Here is a 14644-nt window from a genome sequence, read left to right on the forward strand (position 1 = left end):
TGACCTTGGTTGATAAAGTAGGACAAGGCGCAGGTACATTCCCCGACGATTTAGTCGATATGGGGTATGTGTCCGGCGTCTTTGGCGTTCGTGGCTGGGTAAAAGTTGTTGCGGATACGCAATACGCCGACAGTCTGCTGGACTATGAAGTCTGGTGGCTGGGGCGCGATGGCGACTACAAGCCGTATACGGTAGTAGACAGCAACATCCAGCCTAAGAACCTGAATGCCCAGTTGGAAGGCATTAACGATCGTGATGTGGCATTTGCACTGAAAGGCTGCAAGGTTGCTGTTCCACGTTCTCTGATGCCCGTTCCTGAAGAAGGTGAATACTACTGGTCGGATCTGATGGGTCTGCAGGTGGTGAATCTTCAGGGTGAATCCATGGGTACTGTTGATCATCTGTTGTCTACTGGTGCAAATGATGTACTGGTTGTCAGGGATGAAAAGCAGGAGCGACTGATTCCGTTTGTGAAGTCGGTTGTCACTCAGGTGGAACTGGAATCCCGGACGATTCGGGTGGACTGGGGCCTCGATTACTGATCTTGGTTGTTGGCGCGGGTGAAGGCCGGTGCTGGCAAGTGAAGCAGAGTGAAAGCGGTATTCAGTGCGATTCGACGTCGTTACCCTGTTTCCGGAAATGTTCGATGCGTTGACGCGTAATGGCGTGACCCGTCGGGCACTGGAACAGGGCATTTTTGCATTTGGTACGCAGAATCCGCGTGATTTTGTGACCAATAATTATCGAACGGTAGATGATCGCCCCTACGGTGGCGGGCCTGGCATGGTCATGCTGCCCGAGCCACTTGAGGATGCAATCGAAGCTGCACGTGCAACTCAGCGTGAAGCGGGTGTGGCGCGTAGCACCGTGGTGTATATGTCCCCTCAGGGCGCACCACTGACTCACGCGATTGCGCAGCGATTATCAAAAGCAGCGGGTGTGATTCTGCTGGCCGGTCGATACGAAGGTGTGGATGAGCGGCTGATCCAGCGTCAGGTCGATGAGGAAATCTCGATTGGCGACTATGTACTGTCGGGTGGCGAATTGCCCGCGATGGTACTGATGGATGCAGTGCTCAGGCTGTTGCCCGGTGTGCTGAACACGGCGGCATCGGCTGAGGAGGACAGTTTTGCGGATGGCTTGCTGGATTGTCCGCATTACACTCGCCCAGAGATATACCGCGGCATGGCGGTGCCGGATGTCTTGATGTCCGGTAATCATGCCTTGATCAGGCGCTGGCGTTTGAAGCAGTCGCTGGGGCGGACGTGGTTGCGTCGGCCCGAGTTGATTGCGGATCGTCAGCTGACAAAAGAGGAAGCTCGGCTTCTGGCAGAATTTCAGGCTGAATACGCCCAAGCTGACCAGAAGGAACAAGCTTCACAACTGGAGTTGTAACCATGAATCTGATTCAGATCCTGGAAAATGAAGAAATCGCCCGTCTGGGTAAGACTGTTCCTGACTTCTGCGTGGGTGACACTGTTGTCGTCCAAGTGAAGGTGAAGGAAGGTAACCGTGAGCGTCTGCAGGCTTACGAAGGTGTCGTGATCGCCAAGCGTAACCGCGGTCTGAACAGCTCCTTCATCGTCCGCAAGATTTCTTCCGGCGAAGGCGTTGAGCGTACATTCCAGACTTACTCCCCGCTCGTTGCTTCGATCGAAATCAAGCGACGCGGTGATGTTCGTCGCGCCAAGCTGTACTACCTCCGCGAGCGTTCGGGCAAGTCCGCACGTATCAAGGAAAAGCTGCCGCAACGCAAGGCTACTGTGGCTGCTGCCAAGTAAGCTTGCTTTTCGGCATGAAAAGGACACCCTCGGGTGTCCTTTTTTATTGTGCCAGACGTAGCGTACTATTTCACGGCACCATCGAATCCACGCATGAAATAGCGCTGCGTCAGTAAAAAGACGATCAGCACTGGAATGACTGTTAGGACGGCGCCTGCGGCAACTACCCTTGTCTTGAAGCTGAATGTACCGGATAGGTACAACACGCCGACGCTAATGGGAAATGCTTCAGGTGAAGAGAGTACGATGGATGGCCAGATGTACTGATTCCACGATGCTACTAGCGTCAGAATGGTTAATGCACCCAGAGCGGGCTTGGCAAGGGGGAGCATGACATGCCAGAAAATCTGCCATTCATTTGCACCATCCATGCGTGCTGCTTTTACCAGATCATGAGGGACAGTTTCAAACGCCTGCTTCATTAGAAAGATGCCGACGGCACCCGCCAATCCCGGCAGAACCACACCCGCCAGTGTGTCATTTAAATTCAAGCGAGCGACGGTGATGAAATTCACCAGAAAGTTCATCTCCGAAGGCAGAATCATGGTGGCAACGATTGCCCCGAATATAAAGTTTCTGCCTGGAAAGCGCATACGTGCAAGTGGGTAGGCAGCCAGACTGCAGACGAGAAGCGTACCAGTCACGGTTAATCCTGATATCAGGATCGAATTCCAATAAAAGCCACCCACGTTTATGCTGCTGAATACTTCTCGAAAATTATCAAGGCCCGGATCGGTTGGCCATATTGGTGGTGGCATGCTGTTGATGTCTCCACCCTGTGAAAACGCTGTCACGACTGTCCACCAGAATGGATAGATGGTGACGAGTGCAACGGCAGAGAGGACAAGGTAGTGCAGTGCGCGGTGAATGGTTCGGCGAAGATTTCGGTGTGCGCGAGAGAGAATCATGCATGACTCTCCCTGGGTTGCAGGTAGCGGAAATTGAGCCATGCGAGCACGATGCAAAATACGGACATGACTAAACTGGCTGCGAGCGCACGACCAAAGTTGAGCGACTTAATTCCGAATTGATAGCTGTAGTACAGCGCGGTATAGGTGGACTCGAACGGACCGCCCTGCGTCATGATCTGTATTTCTTCAAAAGCCTTGAGCGCAGCCAGCATCGACATCAATGAACAGAGCAGGATGGTTGGCATGAGCAATGGGAGCGTCAGGTGCCTGAATCGTTGCCAGACACTGGCTCCATCCAGCATGGCGGCCTGATGGATGTCTGCAGGTATCGATTGCAGTCCGGCTAAGTAGAGCACCATATACCATCCGAATCCTCGCCAAATGGTCACGAACATGACGGATAGTAGTGCAATACGATCATCAGATAGCCAGCCCACTGGCTGGTTAATGACATGCAACCAGTTGAGCAGCGTGTTCAGCAGACCCGTGTCGGCATACATGAAGTTCCAAATCACACCCACCACGGACACAGTAGTGACGACCGGAAGATAGAATGCAGCGCGGTACCATCGCATGCCCGGTAGTTGGTTGTTGACCAGTACGGCAGCCAAGATGGCAGGTAACTGAATGAGTGGAACAACCAGCAAATAGAGCGCAGAATTTTTCATGGCAGACCAGAACAGCTCGTCTGCAAATAGGTCGCGGAAATTATCTAGACCTACCCAGCGTGGTGCATCAAGCAGATTGTATTCCGTGAAAGCCAGGTAGCTTCCAAACAATACGGGCCAAAACGAAAAGGCCGCGAGCAAAATCAATGCCGGTGTCAGAAAGGCCCATGCGATTAGTGTCTGCTTGCGCATGTTATCTTCCGGTGGCGAGCTTGCGATTCCAAAAGGCGGCCGCTTCATCTAATGCAGCTTGTGGTTCTTTCCGGCCTGTCACGGCTTGTTCTACTGCTCCGGATAAGCGTGCGGACAGCGACTCACTGTCTTTGATGCCACCCATGAACTGCGTGCGAACCTTGTCCAGATTACGCGCTGCCACGGCAATTGCTTTGCGCATCGGATCTGCATTCGCTGGAATAGCCGAAAAGGATGCATCCTCAACGGCTTTGCGTGCAGTCGGGAGTGTCCCTGACTGCTTGGCGAAAAGCAGTTGGTTTTCGGCATTTGTCAGCCAGGAGGCAAATCGTCCAGCTTCCGGTAAAAGTGCAGCGTCAACATTTCGTGCAATCGCGAAACTAAGCATCCAGCCGCCAGGAATCACCCCAGTGGGGCCTGCTGGCGCAGCTGCGACCTCTGTGACCTTATAGACGGTTGGTGCATCGTCTCGTATGCGAGCTAGGGAGGTGGGTGATGTGACCAGCATCGCGATTTGGCCACGTGCGTAAGCATCCAGCTGTTTTTGAAAGTTGTCGCGTGGAAACAGATTGTCTCTTGATAGCGCGCCGGTTTGCCAGGCCGCAGCAAGCTTACGTACCAGGATGACATGAGCAGGTGAATTGAAGACTGCCTTGCCATCTTTCACGATGGGCAATCCTTGCTCCAGGAAAAATCCTTCGATTTTGGTGGGGCCCAGGGCAGGCGCAATGCCTGCTACACCCGTCCTGGCTTTAATTTGGTTGGCGTAACTTAAGACCTCGTCCAGATTGCGGGGGGGCTTCTGAATATCTAGACCTGCTTTGCGGAACAATTCGCCATTGAATACTGTGATGTTGGCTGCATTGTAATAGGGAAAGCCATAGACTTTTCCGTCAATACTGATGTCTGCCTGTGCGCCCGGGAGGTACTGGGTTTTGTCCATCAGGGCATCTACGGGCTGTAAAAGGCCGGCACGCTGATAATCCCAGGTCCATGGTACGTTTAAATTGATCAGCGCTGGCGGGTGACCCGATGCAACAGCTGCGGTGAATTTTGTCTGGATGGCGTCCCAGGGGTAGTCAGTCCATACGACTTCAACATTGGGGTGTTGCGCGTTGTAGGTGCTTACCAGTGATTTGAAGTAGCCATCAAATTTGGGTGACAAGCTCATTGTCCAAACATCGATACGCTGTTTTGCGGCTTCGACCGCTTGCGACAAGCTTAGCGATAGGGCGATAAACAGGACGCGGAGGAGGGCTGCGTGTGTCATGGCGCGTGTCCGGCAGGTGAGGGCGGATATTCGAATCAAAAAATATGCCCGTCAGGTAGGCGGGCATCATCTGCAATCAGACTTTACCGAGTGAGCGTTACTTTGTTCAGATGTCGCGGCTCGTCCGGGTTGTAGCCACGTGCTCTGGCAACAGCTTCAATCAGCGGATAGAAGGCCGATACCGCGCAAATCGGGTCAAGATCCGGATGCGGGGCAACTGGCAAGGTGAGATCACGTGATGGCACATCTGCTGGGGCGGCCAGCAGTACACGCGCACCGCGGCCACGCATGTCATCAGCCAGATGAATCAGGCCTGCCTGTGCCGGTCCACGAGGTGCAAAAATCAGTAGAGGATAACCGTCATCTACCAGTGCCATCGGGCCGTGCTTGATTTCTGCGCCTGAGAACGCTTCGGCCTGAATGGTGGATGTTTCCTTGCACTTCAGTGCGGCTTCAAGTGCGACTGCCAAGCCCGGTCCGCGGCCCGCGATCATGATACGCTCGGCTTTGCTCAGCGGTTCGATCGCTGCAGTCCAATCTGAGTGAACTGCTTGTTCGACGGCACCCGGCAAATCTGCAAGCGCTGCGAGTAATTCGGGATCGTTCTGCCAGTGTGCAACAAGGCGTGCGCCAGCAGATAGCGAGGTAATGTAGCTTTTGGTGGCTGCGACCGCTTTTTCCGGGCCAGCTTCCAGGCCTAATGTCCACTCTGCCGCTTCACCGAGCGGGGAGTCGGTCACGTTGACGAGTGCGACCGTAGTTGCGCCACCCTTGCGGAAACGGCTGATGGGTTCTACAACGTCTGGGCTGCGGCCGGATTGGGACACGGCTACCGCCAATGCACCCTTGACATCCAATGGCGCATCGTAGAGTGTAACCAGGGACATTGGCAGCGATGTGGCCAACTTACCGAGTCGTGCCATGGTCAGGTATGCCAGATAACTGGATGCATGGTCAGAGCTACCGCGCGCAACGGTGACCAGCGCTGTGGGCGGTGTAAGACGCAGAGCTGCGCCCAGTTCGGCGAAGCGAGCGTTCTGTGCTGCTGCCTGGCGTGCAATCGCTTCGGATGCCTCAAATGCTTCAAGGCGCATCAATGTGTTCAAGCCGTTCTCCTTCAATCCACACTTCCTTGATGCGCAAATTGCGATCAAGTACAACCATGTCCGCCCACGCGCCTGCGCACAATCTGCCGCGTTCAGCCAAGCCGAGATAATCAGCGGCATAGGTGGACAGACGACGTGAGGCGTCATCTATTTCCAGGCCAATTGACACGAGATTGCGCAATGCTTCATCCATTGTCAGTGTTGAGCCTGCCAGCGTGCCATCGGGTAGGCGCACGCCACCCAAGCACTTGGTCACGGTATGACTGCCAAGCTTGTACTGGCCATCGGGCATCCCTGCTGCTGCGGTGGAGTCCGTCACGCAATACAGCTTTGGAATAGCACGCAGGGCAGTATGAATGGCGCCCGGATGTACATGCAGCAAGTCGGGAATCAGCTCTGCAAATTCTGCATGTGCCAGTGCCGCACCGGTAATGCCGGGTTCGCGGTGATGCAGGCCAGTCATGGCGTTGAACAGATGGGTGAAGCTGGTTGCACCAAGTTTCATGGCGGCAACGCCGTCTTCGTAGCTGCCCAGCGTATGGCCAAGCTGGATTCGAATGCCGCGGTGAGCGAGATAACGGATCAGATCCTGATGCCCCTTGATTTCCGGGGCCATGGTCAATGTGCGGATGGGTGCAATGGCATTGAATGCCTCGATTTCCTCGAGCATGCCATCGCGAGCAAAATTGGGCTGTGCGCCAAGTTTGCCGGGATTGATAAACGGTCCTTCGAGGTGTACGCCCAGAACGCGCGACGTGCCTGAAGGGCGCGTTGTCATTACCTGACCAATACCCTCCAGTGCGAGCTCAATGTCCGAGCGCGGAGCCGTCATTGTCGTGGCGAGCAGACTGGTTGTGCCGTGGCGCGCATGCTGGCGGGCAATCGTTTGCAGGGCATCACCGCCCTCCATGACATCGCGACCGCCACCGCCATGTACGTGCAGGTCGATGAAGCCCGGCAGAATGTAACAGTCGGCTTCCCCTGCAGTCGTACCCGGCGAGCCCTCGATTGCGCTGATGCGATCGGTAAAATGTACCGAGCCTGCATACCAGCCATCGGGGGTCAGCACGTTTCCGGACAGTGTGTTCATGAGCGTGAAGGTTTCTTTCAGCGTCGCAGTTCTGCGACGAAATCGTAATAATCGTTACGGCACCAAGAGTAGGTGAGCTCGACGGGTAGACCGCTTTCGAGATAACCCACACGGGTAATGATCAGAAGGGCTGTGCCGGTCGCCACATCCAGTAACTTGGCAATTTCATCGCTGGCGTTGACGGCCTTGATGTGCTGCAGTGCGCGAACGACGGGCGTTTGGTTGCTGTCGAGATACTTATACAAGGAGTCTTCAATTTTGCGCGGATCGGGTAGATAGCTCACGGGCAAAGTTGAGACTTCATATGCCATGGCGACACCATCGGCGGTACGCAGGCGCTTCAGTCGCGCCACTGGCGACGCGGGCGACAGACCCAGACGCAAGACTTCTTCTTGCGTGGCATGGCCGAGTTCTCGACTGAGCCATGTGGACGCAGGGTTAAAGCCGCGATTGCGGATTTCCTCGGAGAAGCTCACCAGACGGGACAACGGTTGCACCAGCTTCGGCGCAATATAGGTACCCGAGCCTTGACGACGGACAATTAAGCCTTGTTCGAAGAGCACATCGATTGCTTTTCGGGCGGTGACGCGTGAGATGCCGAGTAGCTCGCAGAGCGTGCGCTCGGACGGAAGTGCTTCGTCTGCTTGCCATGTGCCTGCGGTAATGGCTGCTGATAGCTTGTTTGCCATCTGCATATACAGTGGTGTGTTACTGTCCGCATCTGGCTTCAGTGCCAGAAGGGCATCAAGTCGACCCTTATTCACTCAGGGCTCCTTCAACAAGAAAGATAGCGCCATCGACGGAATCGCCGAGTGGTGCGCGTGTTCTGGTTTGAAGGTCTGGCGGGAGCCAGCGATCCAGCGCCCGGCCAAGTCCTCCGCATAACGCCAGCGGAAGCTGCTGCTCGGGATCGAGTGCCTGTGCAATTTGGGCGAGTTCGATGCCTGCGAGTGTGAGCAATTGGGCTGCTGCCGGATCGGTATCGGCAAATTGCAATACCAGTGGCGCAAGGGAGGCAAATCGGGTCTGGCTCGCACTACCTAACCAGTTAAATACCGCTTCTATATTCCCGCCCATTTCCGCAATGACGGCCTGACTAAGTGCATCATGCGGCACCCTGCCGTCAAGCGCTTTTTGAGCCAGCGATGCCGCGCGTAGGCCAAGCCAGGCACCAGACCCTTCATCTCCGCTTGGAAATCCCCAGCCGGAGACGCACTTGTGTGAGCGATTATTAAACCAGGCTTCGCCGACAACGCCCGTGCCCACGGCGATAATGGCGCCTGGCTGACCGCTGTGTGCGCCCATGAGCGTGGTAAACCCGTCGGTTTCGAGACGCACGGCAGCAAAGTTAGGGGCGGACTCGGTAAACTCTCGTGCCCATGCTGGATTGTGTACGCCTGCCAGACCAAGGCCAATGCGGCAACTAGACCAATCTGGTACACTGGTTCCGCTTTGCGAGAAGGCCGCGCGAATGCTATCTAGAATGGCGCACCAGGCATTGTTAATTCCCAGACCGAGTCCGGATGGGCCACCTTGAGCGCGGGCTTCAAAGCCGTCGGCTCCACGGATTAATACACGTGTGCCAGTGCCGCCGCCGTCGACGCCAATAAGATATCCGGAATGTTGTGTTTTGCTCATATCTGGGTATGCTGATAGTGGTTTTGATACCAATCTAAGACAATACAAATATGATACCACTATGGCATTGTGTCAAGCGGTGGTATTGGAAATTTGCAATTTGCGTGGGCAATTGCAACGCTTGTTGTAGGTGAGCGACAAGCGTTTGCTGCATATCGAGACGGATCAGTGGCTTGTCAAATTCGGATCAATCCCAATTTGTTTGTCAATCTATCAAAAATTTGTGTGCTGCTATGTCGGATATGCGCTGGAAACCGAATGCTACCGTGGCTGCGGTCATTGAGTTCAATGGGCGATTCTTGCTTGTGGAAGAAATGACGGATGATGGGCTGCGTTTCAATCAACCTGCCGGTCATATCGACTTTGGCGAGTCAATTGCAGATGCGTGCGCGCGTGAGGCATTCGAGGAAACAGGGTTCCGCTTTATGCCGGAACATCTGGTGGGTATTTATCAATGGTCGCCGGTGGGACAGGGGCAGCTTACCTATTTGCGTTTTGCGTTTTCCGGGCAGTTGCAGTCGTGTGCGCTGCTGCCGGGTGTCGATGTCATCAATGCCGCTGGTATGCTAAGTGCCGGCGATGTACATCTATCGGGTAAAATGCAGTCCGCACCGTTGGATGAAGGTATTGTGCGTGCGGTGTGGATGACAAGAGACGAAGCGTTTGCGTGTCGCGAACGTCACCGCAGCCCGCTCATCATGCAATGCATTGATGACTGGATTGCCGGGCGACGTTTTTCCTTGGATCTGATCCGTCATTATCCCTTGAGCACGCTGGCAGCTTGATTGCCTGTCGGATTGTGTCGTTAGAATTGTTCGTTTGAAAGAAGTCATGAGTAAAGCCCCCCGCATTGTGGTTGGTTTGTCCGGTGGTGTGGATTCGTCCGCGACAGCCTGGCTGTTGAAACAGCAAGGCTATGACGTGATCGGCGTATTTATGCAGAACTGGGAAGACGATAACAATGACGAGTATTGCTCAATCAAGGAAGACTCGCGTGATGCGATCGCGGTCGCCGATGTGGTCGGGATTGATATCGAACTTGTGAACTTTGCAGCTCAGTACAAGGATCGCGTATTCAGTTATTTTCTGAGCGAGTATCAGGCTGGGCGTACGCCGAATCCGGATGTGCTCTGCAATGCCGAAATCAAGTTCAAGGCCTTTCTGGATTACGCCATCGAGTTGGGTGCAGAAAAGATCGCGACCGGCCATTATGCGGATACCGATATCGACGCCAATGGCAAAACGCGCCTGTTGCGCGGTGCGGATGCAGCTAAGGACCAGAGCTATTTCCTGTACCGCCTGAACCAGTCGCAGATTTCCCGCGCCATGTTTCCGCTGGGCAAGCTGGAAAAGACTGAGGTTCGCCGTATTGCCGAGTCGGCAGGTCTGCATAATTATGCCAAAAAGGACTCGACCGGTATTTGCTTCATTGGCGAGCGCCCGTTCCGCGACTTCCTCAATCGCTACCTGCCCCGTCAGCCGGGCGTGATGAAGACACCAGAAGGCAAGCAGGTTGGCGAGCACATGGGGCTGATGTACTACACCATTGGCCAGCGTCAGGGACTGGGTATTGGCGGGCCGGGCGAGCCGTGGTTTGTTGCCGGCAAGGATCTGCAGCGCAATGAACTGATCGTGGTGCAAGGGCATAACCATCCGGCTTTGCTGTATCCCGAATTACGGGCGGGGCAATTGAGCTGGGTAGCCGATGAGCCCCCTGCACTGGGACGCTATACGGCTAAAACCCGCTATCGTCAGCAGGATGCTGCCTGCGAGATTGTTTCGATTGCAGATGGCGAGATGCATGTGGTGTTCGATGAGCCACAATGGGCGGTGACGCCAGGGCAATCCGTGGTGATTTACGATGGTGCTGCCTGTCTGGGCGGTGGCATCATTCTTTAGGCAGACGCCTGTATCTATGCGGCAGCCTGGGGCTGTCGCACAATGCGGTCATGATCCATTTTCCGGACGCCATCATGACCGCCATTTCCTCTCCTGTTCCTGCCCGACTCGAACGGCTGCGCGCTGCGATGCACGAAGCCGGCGTCCATGCAGTGCTGGTTCCTTCCAGTGATCCGCATCTATCCGAATACCTGCCCGAGCGCTTTAAGTCGCGTGAGTACTTTTCCGGCTTTACCGGTTCCATGGGTACGCTGGTGGTGACGCTGGATTTTGCTGGCGTCTGGGCGGATGGTCGTTACTGGGTGCAAGGCGAGGCCGAACTGGCCGGGACTGGCGTGCAGCTGATGAAAATCCCGTCAGCAGCCAGTGCGATGCATCTGGACTGGGTGGCTGCCAATCTGAAATCGGGTCAGACAATTGCTGTTCATGGCGACATGCTGGCTCTGGCGGGGGAACGTGCGCTGCGTGCTGTGCTGGCTGGCACGGGCGTTACCCTGCGCACCGATCTGGATGTGCCCGGAGCAGCGTGGGCAGATCGTCCGAGTCTGCCAGAACCGCCTGTTTACGAACATCTTGCACCATACGCAACGCAAACCCGTGCAGATCGCCTTGCTGCCGTGCGCTCAGCCATGCGCGAGAGCGGGGCAACTCAGCATTTCGTTTCAACACTGGATGATCTGTGCTGGATCTTCAATCTGCGCGGTTCGGATGTAAATTTCAACCCGGTGTTTCTGGCGCATGCGCTCATCGATCTGAATGGTGCGACACTGTTTGTGGGGGCAGGCAAGGTCTCGCCGGACTTGGCAGCACGTCTGACGGCAGACAATGTGCACGTGCGTGATTATGCCGAGGCAAAGGCTGCGCTTGGCGCGCTTGCCGCGACTGAGATCATTCTGATTGATCCGCGCCGTATTACGTTTGGCTTCCGCGAGGCAATTCCGGCAGAGGTGCCAATCGTTGAAGCCATCAATCCCTCTACCTTTGCCAAGTCGCGTAAATCCGCTGCAGAAGTGGCGCATGTGCGGTCAGCCATGGAGCAGGATGGCGCGGCTCTGGCAGAATTTTTTAGCTGGCTGGAAGGGGCGTTTGCTTCAGGTGACACCATCACCGAACTGACCATCGACGAGCAGATTACGGCTGCCCGTGCACGCCGCCCCGGCTTTACCTGCCCGAGTTTCGCGACCATTGCCGGATTTAATGCCAACGGCGCGCTGCCACACTACCGCGCAACCGAGGCATCGCATGCGGTGATTCGTGGCGATGGTCTGCTGCTGATCGATTCAGGTGGTCAGTATCATGGCGGTACCACCGATATTACCCGTGTTGTGCCGGTAGGTACGCCGAGCGCAGAGCAAAAGCGCGACTTTACGCTGGTGCTGAAGGGCATGATGAATCTGTCCCGTGCGCGCTTCCCGGTGGGTACCAAAGGGCCGATGCTGGATGCGCTGGCGCGTGCGCCGATCTGGGAGGCAGGCGTAGACTACGGCCACGGCACCGGGCATGGCGTAGGTTATTTCCTGAATGTACATGAAGGCCCGCAAACCATCTCGCCGCATGCCATGCCTGAAGCGCACACCGCGATGCTGGCGGGCATGATTACCTCCATCGAACCGGGTATTTACAAGCCGGGTCGTCATGGCGTGCGGATCGAGAATCTGGTGCTGACTGTCGAGGAGCCGGCCACCGAATTCGGCACCTTCCTGCGCTTCGAAGCGCTGACCTTGTGCCCGATTGATACACGCTGTCTGGATCTCACATTAATGCGTGGGGATGAAATTGCCTGGCTGAATGATTACCATACGACAGTGCGCACTCGCCTGGCTCCGCATGTGTCCGGTGCAGCGCTGGCATGGCTGCTGAGGCGGACAGAGGCAGTTGTGCTTTGATTGCGTGGTGGAAATGAGAGAAGGGGCAATGATTGCCCCTTTTTGTTTTATGGCTTCAAGTTAGACGCCGAAGCTTAGTCCTTCTTGAAGTCTTTATGGCAAGCCTTGCATGTCTCACCGACGGCTGCGATAGCCAGTTTGATCTTGTCCAGTTCGCCCGCTTTTGCTGAATCGGCCAGCTTCAATGTGGCGTCCTGGAATTTGTCTGCAGCGGCTTTGAATTCCGCGGGTTTACTCCACACTTCAGGACGGGCTTCGCTTTTTCCTCCGCCCGAGCCTGCCGGGAATAAAGCCCATGGCTTTTTACCGGCCTCAACGAGCTCGGCAGCTGTCTTTTCGAAAGCCGCTTTGTCATAGGCTACTTTGCCTTCGGCCACACCGCGTGCCACCTTGAAGGGTTCCTTGATGGCTTTAAATGCTTCTTTGCGATCGGCCAGTGCATCGGCCTGAGCCAGTGTGGATACTGCCGCAATGGCGGATGCGATCAATAGAGAAATACGAATGTTCACGGACAGTTTCCTCGACGTTGAGTGGTGAGCTGGTGACAAGCCTCGGCACGGATTACAGTAAAGATAGGATTATTTTAAGACGTGCTGACTTTAATTATTGTGTCGTGCAGGAGGCAAATATGCAATCAGGTCGCAAAACCCTGGAAATGACGGTGCTGATGACACCGGATATGGCTAATTTTTCGGGCAATGTTCATGGCGGCACGATTCTCAAGTTACTGGATCAGGCGGCCTATGCGTGCGCTAGCCGCTATGCGGGAAGTTATGTGGTCACCCTGTCTGTGGATCAGGTGACATTCAAACAGCCGATTCATGTGGGCGAGCTGGTGACGTTTCTGGCAACCGTGAACCATACCGGCACCAGTTCCATGGAGGTCGGGATCAAGGTCATTGCGGAAAATGTTGCATCCGGCGTGGTGCGGCATACCAATAGTTGTTATTTCACGATGGTCGCGGTGGGGGAAGGAGGCAGGCCTGTTGCTGTCCCGTCGCTGGTATGTGAGAGCGAAACAGATCGCCGCCGTAATCAGGAGGCAAAGCACCGCAAAGCGATCCGCCTGGATGAGGCGGCTCTTCACCATGATCTCAAGGCAGGGGAGTCGGGAGGACTGGATTGAGCCACTTGGCCGAAGTGTATTGAAATGCCTCAAATTTAACTGATTTATACTCGAAATTGTGCAGGGAACCTGAGACAATGAGGCTCATTTTGCGAGCCGCGGGCGATCGAATCTTCATGAAGCTGTTTACTTCCATCTGGACGCGCCTGACCAAGGGTGGCAAGCCTTCCCGCGAAGCATTGGCGACCACCGTCATGGCCACGCCATCGCCCATCGCCGTACCGCTGGTGACGCCTGTGTCCGATTTGCTTGCAAGCGTATTGCGTGAATTCGAGATCGCGTTTACGGCAAATCCGGAAGCCATTGTGCTGGCGAATGGCATTGCGCTTGAGGCCAAGCTGACCAAGTCTCGAGCCCTCGAAAGTGGTGCGGTTCGTGTTGTCACTTGTATCCGGATGATTCATCCGCAGCGCTTTCCCGACGGAATTTCCGAATTCCAGCATGCCCTTGGCAAAGACGTGGATGATGCGATCGAAAACGGTTTCCGCTCATGGGTGAAAGTGGATTTGCTGGTGTTGGCGGATTCTTTATTGCACACGCCGAAAGCTTCTGCCTTGCTCAAGCCGCTTGCGCAAGTTCAGCAGGTGTCTGTACCGGCGCACCGTCGCGTGCTGCTGGGTGAGCCTGTGCATTTTGTGACCAGTAGCGATGTCCCGCTTCCAGCATCCCAATCCGGTGAACATCACCCATTTTGTCCGTGCTGTATGGTGACCCGCTGCATGGAAGTGCTGGAAGATCAGTTAGCGGACGATGGATTTCATGCGATTCGTCTATTTGCGGCGCGTGATGCACATGGCGAAATTTCAGCGGATTGCCGGATTAATGGTGTCGACTTTCCTGAGGCAGCGGAAGTGCTCAAGCAGTACGCGGCAGATTGGCCGGACCGTGGACTTGAATATCGCAAGCAGCTGGTGGTGATCCAGAATCAGCCCGTTGCGATTGATTAGCTTTGCTCAGGTTTTTGTGTTTCAACGACCCGTCCTTGTGGCGGGTTTTGTTTTGTTCGGATGCCGCTGTGTCTGAATGATCGGCCGGGTAATCTTTGTGCTTTATGTGCGCATTGCATAACCTGAACAT

The 14644-nt window shown here is 55.2% G+C and carries 16 protein-coding genes; 8 read left to right on the forward strand and 8 right to left on the reverse strand.

Features of this window, described 5'->3' with window-relative positions:
• Positions 1–5: 5 nt before the first annotated feature.
• The 3 genes from rimM (at position 6) to rplS (ending at position 1781) form a co-directional block, all read left to right on the forward strand.
• A complete protein-coding gene (gene rimM / locus KSF73_04155; protein MBV1774903.1) occupies positions 6–542 on the forward strand; it encodes a ribosome maturation factor RimM in 537 nt (178 codons plus the stop codon).
• A 64-nt stretch (positions 543–606) separates the two neighbouring features.
• A complete protein-coding gene (trmD, locus tag KSF73_04160; protein MBV1774904.1) occupies positions 607–1395 on the forward strand; it encodes a tRNA (guanosine(37)-N1)-methyltransferase TrmD in 789 nt (262 codons plus the stop codon).
• A gap of 2 nt (positions 1396–1397) precedes the next feature.
• The gene (gene rplS, locus KSF73_04165; GenBank protein MBV1774905.1) at positions 1398–1781 is read left to right on the forward strand and encodes a 50S ribosomal protein L19; all 384 of its coding nucleotides are present in this window, start codon (positions 1398–1400) and stop codon (positions 1779–1781) included.
• Positions 1782–1846: 65 nt separating this feature from the next.
• Here rplS and KSF73_04170 read toward each other — a convergent pair whose 3' ends face one another.
• From KSF73_04170 to KSF73_04200, 7 genes are all read right to left on the reverse strand, one after another.
• Positions 1847–2689 carry a carbohydrate ABC transporter permease gene (locus tag KSF73_04170; protein ID MBV1774906.1) on the reverse strand — a complete coding sequence of 281 codons (843 nt, stop codon included), beginning with the start codon at positions 2687–2689 and terminating at the stop codon, positions 1847–1849.
• Positions 2686–3552 carry a sugar ABC transporter permease gene (locus tag KSF73_04175; protein ID MBV1774907.1) on the reverse strand — a complete coding sequence of 289 codons (867 nt, stop codon included), beginning with the start codon at positions 3550–3552 and terminating at the stop codon, positions 2686–2688. Before KSF73_04175 ends, KSF73_04170 begins: the two co-directional genes overlap by 4 nt.
• Position 3553: 1 nt before the next feature.
• Positions 3554–4822 (reverse strand): extracellular solute-binding protein, encoded by a 1269-nt coding sequence (locus tag KSF73_04180; protein ID MBV1774908.1) that lies wholly within the window; start codon positions 4820–4822, stop codon positions 3554–3556.
• 83 nt (positions 4823–4905) lie between these two features.
• Entirely contained in the window at positions 4906–5916 is a 1011-nt protein-coding gene (locus KSF73_04185; protein ID MBV1774909.1) for an SIS domain-containing protein, read from the reverse strand.
• Complete coding sequence (gene nagA / locus KSF73_04190) at positions 5906–7018, reverse strand: N-acetylglucosamine-6-phosphate deacetylase (GenBank protein ID MBV1774910.1); 1113 nt, start codon at positions 7016–7018, stop codon at positions 5906–5908. Before nagA ends, KSF73_04185 begins: the two co-directional genes overlap by 11 nt.
• Before the next feature lie 17 nt (positions 7019–7035).
• The gene (locus tag KSF73_04195) at positions 7036–7713 is read right to left on the reverse strand and encodes a GntR family transcriptional regulator (GenBank protein MBV1774911.1); all 678 of its coding nucleotides are present in this window, start codon (positions 7711–7713) and stop codon (positions 7036–7038) included.
• A 61-nt stretch (positions 7714–7774) separates the two neighbouring features.
• Positions 7775–8656, reverse strand: a complete 882-nt coding sequence (locus tag KSF73_04200; GenBank protein ID MBV1774912.1) for an ATPase — start codon at positions 8654–8656, stop codon at positions 7775–7777.
• Between the two features lie 233 nt (positions 8657–8889).
• On the opposite strand from KSF73_04200, the gene KSF73_04205 reads away from it, so the two are divergent.
• From KSF73_04205 to KSF73_04215, 3 genes are all read left to right on the forward strand, one after another.
• On the forward strand, positions 8890–9441 hold the full coding sequence (locus KSF73_04205; protein MBV1774913.1) for an NUDIX hydrolase: 552 nt from the start codon (positions 8890–8892) through the stop codon (positions 9439–9441).
• 46 nt (positions 9442–9487) lie between these two features.
• Positions 9488–10555 (forward strand): tRNA 2-thiouridine(34) synthase MnmA, encoded by a 1068-nt coding sequence (mnmA, locus tag KSF73_04210; GenBank protein ID MBV1774914.1) that lies wholly within the window; start codon positions 9488–9490, stop codon positions 10553–10555.
• Positions 10556–10629: 74 nt separating this feature from the next.
• Complete coding sequence (locus KSF73_04215) at positions 10630–12441, forward strand: aminopeptidase P family protein (GenBank protein MBV1774915.1); 1812 nt, start codon at positions 10630–10632, stop codon at positions 12439–12441.
• A 74-nt stretch (positions 12442–12515) separates the two neighbouring features.
• Here the strand turns inward: KSF73_04215 and KSF73_04220 are convergent, their stop codons facing one another.
• Positions 12516–12950: a cytochrome c gene (locus tag KSF73_04220; protein ID MBV1774916.1), complete on the reverse strand. Its 435-nt coding sequence runs from the start codon at positions 12948–12950 to the stop codon at positions 12516–12518.
• Positions 12951–13069: 119 nt separating this feature from the next.
• Here KSF73_04220 and KSF73_04225 point away from each other — a divergent pair, with 119 nt between their 5' ends.
• Positions 13070–13567: an acyl-CoA thioesterase gene (locus KSF73_04225; GenBank protein ID MBV1774917.1), complete on the forward strand. Its 498-nt coding sequence runs from the start codon at positions 13070–13072 to the stop codon at positions 13565–13567.
• 116 nt (positions 13568–13683) lie between these two features.
• A complete protein-coding gene (locus tag KSF73_04230; GenBank protein ID MBV1774918.1) occupies positions 13684–14514 on the forward strand; it encodes a hypothetical protein in 831 nt (276 codons plus the stop codon).
• The last annotated feature ends 130 nt before the right edge of the window (positions 14515–14644 follow it).

The organism is Burkholderiaceae bacterium DAT-1, from assembly GCA_019084025.1.
In the GTDB taxonomy this organism is placed as follows: domain Bacteria; phylum Pseudomonadota; class Gammaproteobacteria; order Burkholderiales; family Chitinimonadaceae; genus DAT-1.

Excerpts from the sequence above, each read along its gene's own strand:
- rplS (MBV1774905.1), top strand. The coding sequence starts at position 1,398 with ATGAATCTGATTCAGATCCTGGAAAATGAAGAAATCGCCCGTCTGGGT.
- KSF73_04170 (MBV1774906.1), bottom strand. The coding sequence starts at position 2,689 with ATGATTCTCTCTCGCGCACACCGAAATCTTCGCCGAACCATTCACCGC.
- KSF73_04175 (MBV1774907.1), bottom strand. The coding sequence starts at position 3,552 with ATGCGCAAGCAGACACTAATCGCATGGGCCTTTCTGACACCGGCATTG.
- KSF73_04180 (MBV1774908.1), bottom strand. The coding sequence starts at position 4,822 with ATGACACACGCAGCCCTCCTCCGCGTCCTGTTTATCGCCCTATCGCTA.
- KSF73_04185 (MBV1774909.1), bottom strand. The coding sequence starts at position 5,916 with ATGCGCCTTGAAGCATTTGAGGCATCCGAAGCGATTGCACGCCAGGCA.
- nagA (MBV1774910.1), bottom strand. The coding sequence starts at position 7,018 with ATGAACACACTGTCCGGAAACGTGCTGACCCCCGATGGCTGGTATGCA.
- KSF73_04195 (MBV1774911.1), bottom strand. The coding sequence starts at position 7,713 with ATGCAGATGGCAAACAAGCTATCAGCAGCCATTACCGCAGGCACATGG.
- KSF73_04200 (MBV1774912.1), bottom strand. The coding sequence starts at position 8,656 with ATGAGCAAAACACAACATTCCGGATATCTTATTGGCGTCGACGGCGGC.
- KSF73_04205 (MBV1774913.1), top strand. The coding sequence starts at position 8,890 with ATGTCGGATATGCGCTGGAAACCGAATGCTACCGTGGCTGCGGTCATT.
- mnmA (MBV1774914.1), top strand. The coding sequence starts at position 9,488 with ATGAGTAAAGCCCCCCGCATTGTGGTTGGTTTGTCCGGTGGTGTGGAT.
- KSF73_04215 (MBV1774915.1), top strand. The coding sequence starts at position 10,630 with ATGACCGCCATTTCCTCTCCTGTTCCTGCCCGACTCGAACGGCTGCGC.
- KSF73_04225 (MBV1774917.1), top strand. The coding sequence starts at position 13,070 with ATGCAATCAGGTCGCAAAACCCTGGAAATGACGGTGCTGATGACACCG.
- KSF73_04230 (MBV1774918.1), top strand. The coding sequence starts at position 13,684 with ATGAAGCTGTTTACTTCCATCTGGACGCGCCTGACCAAGGGTGGCAAG.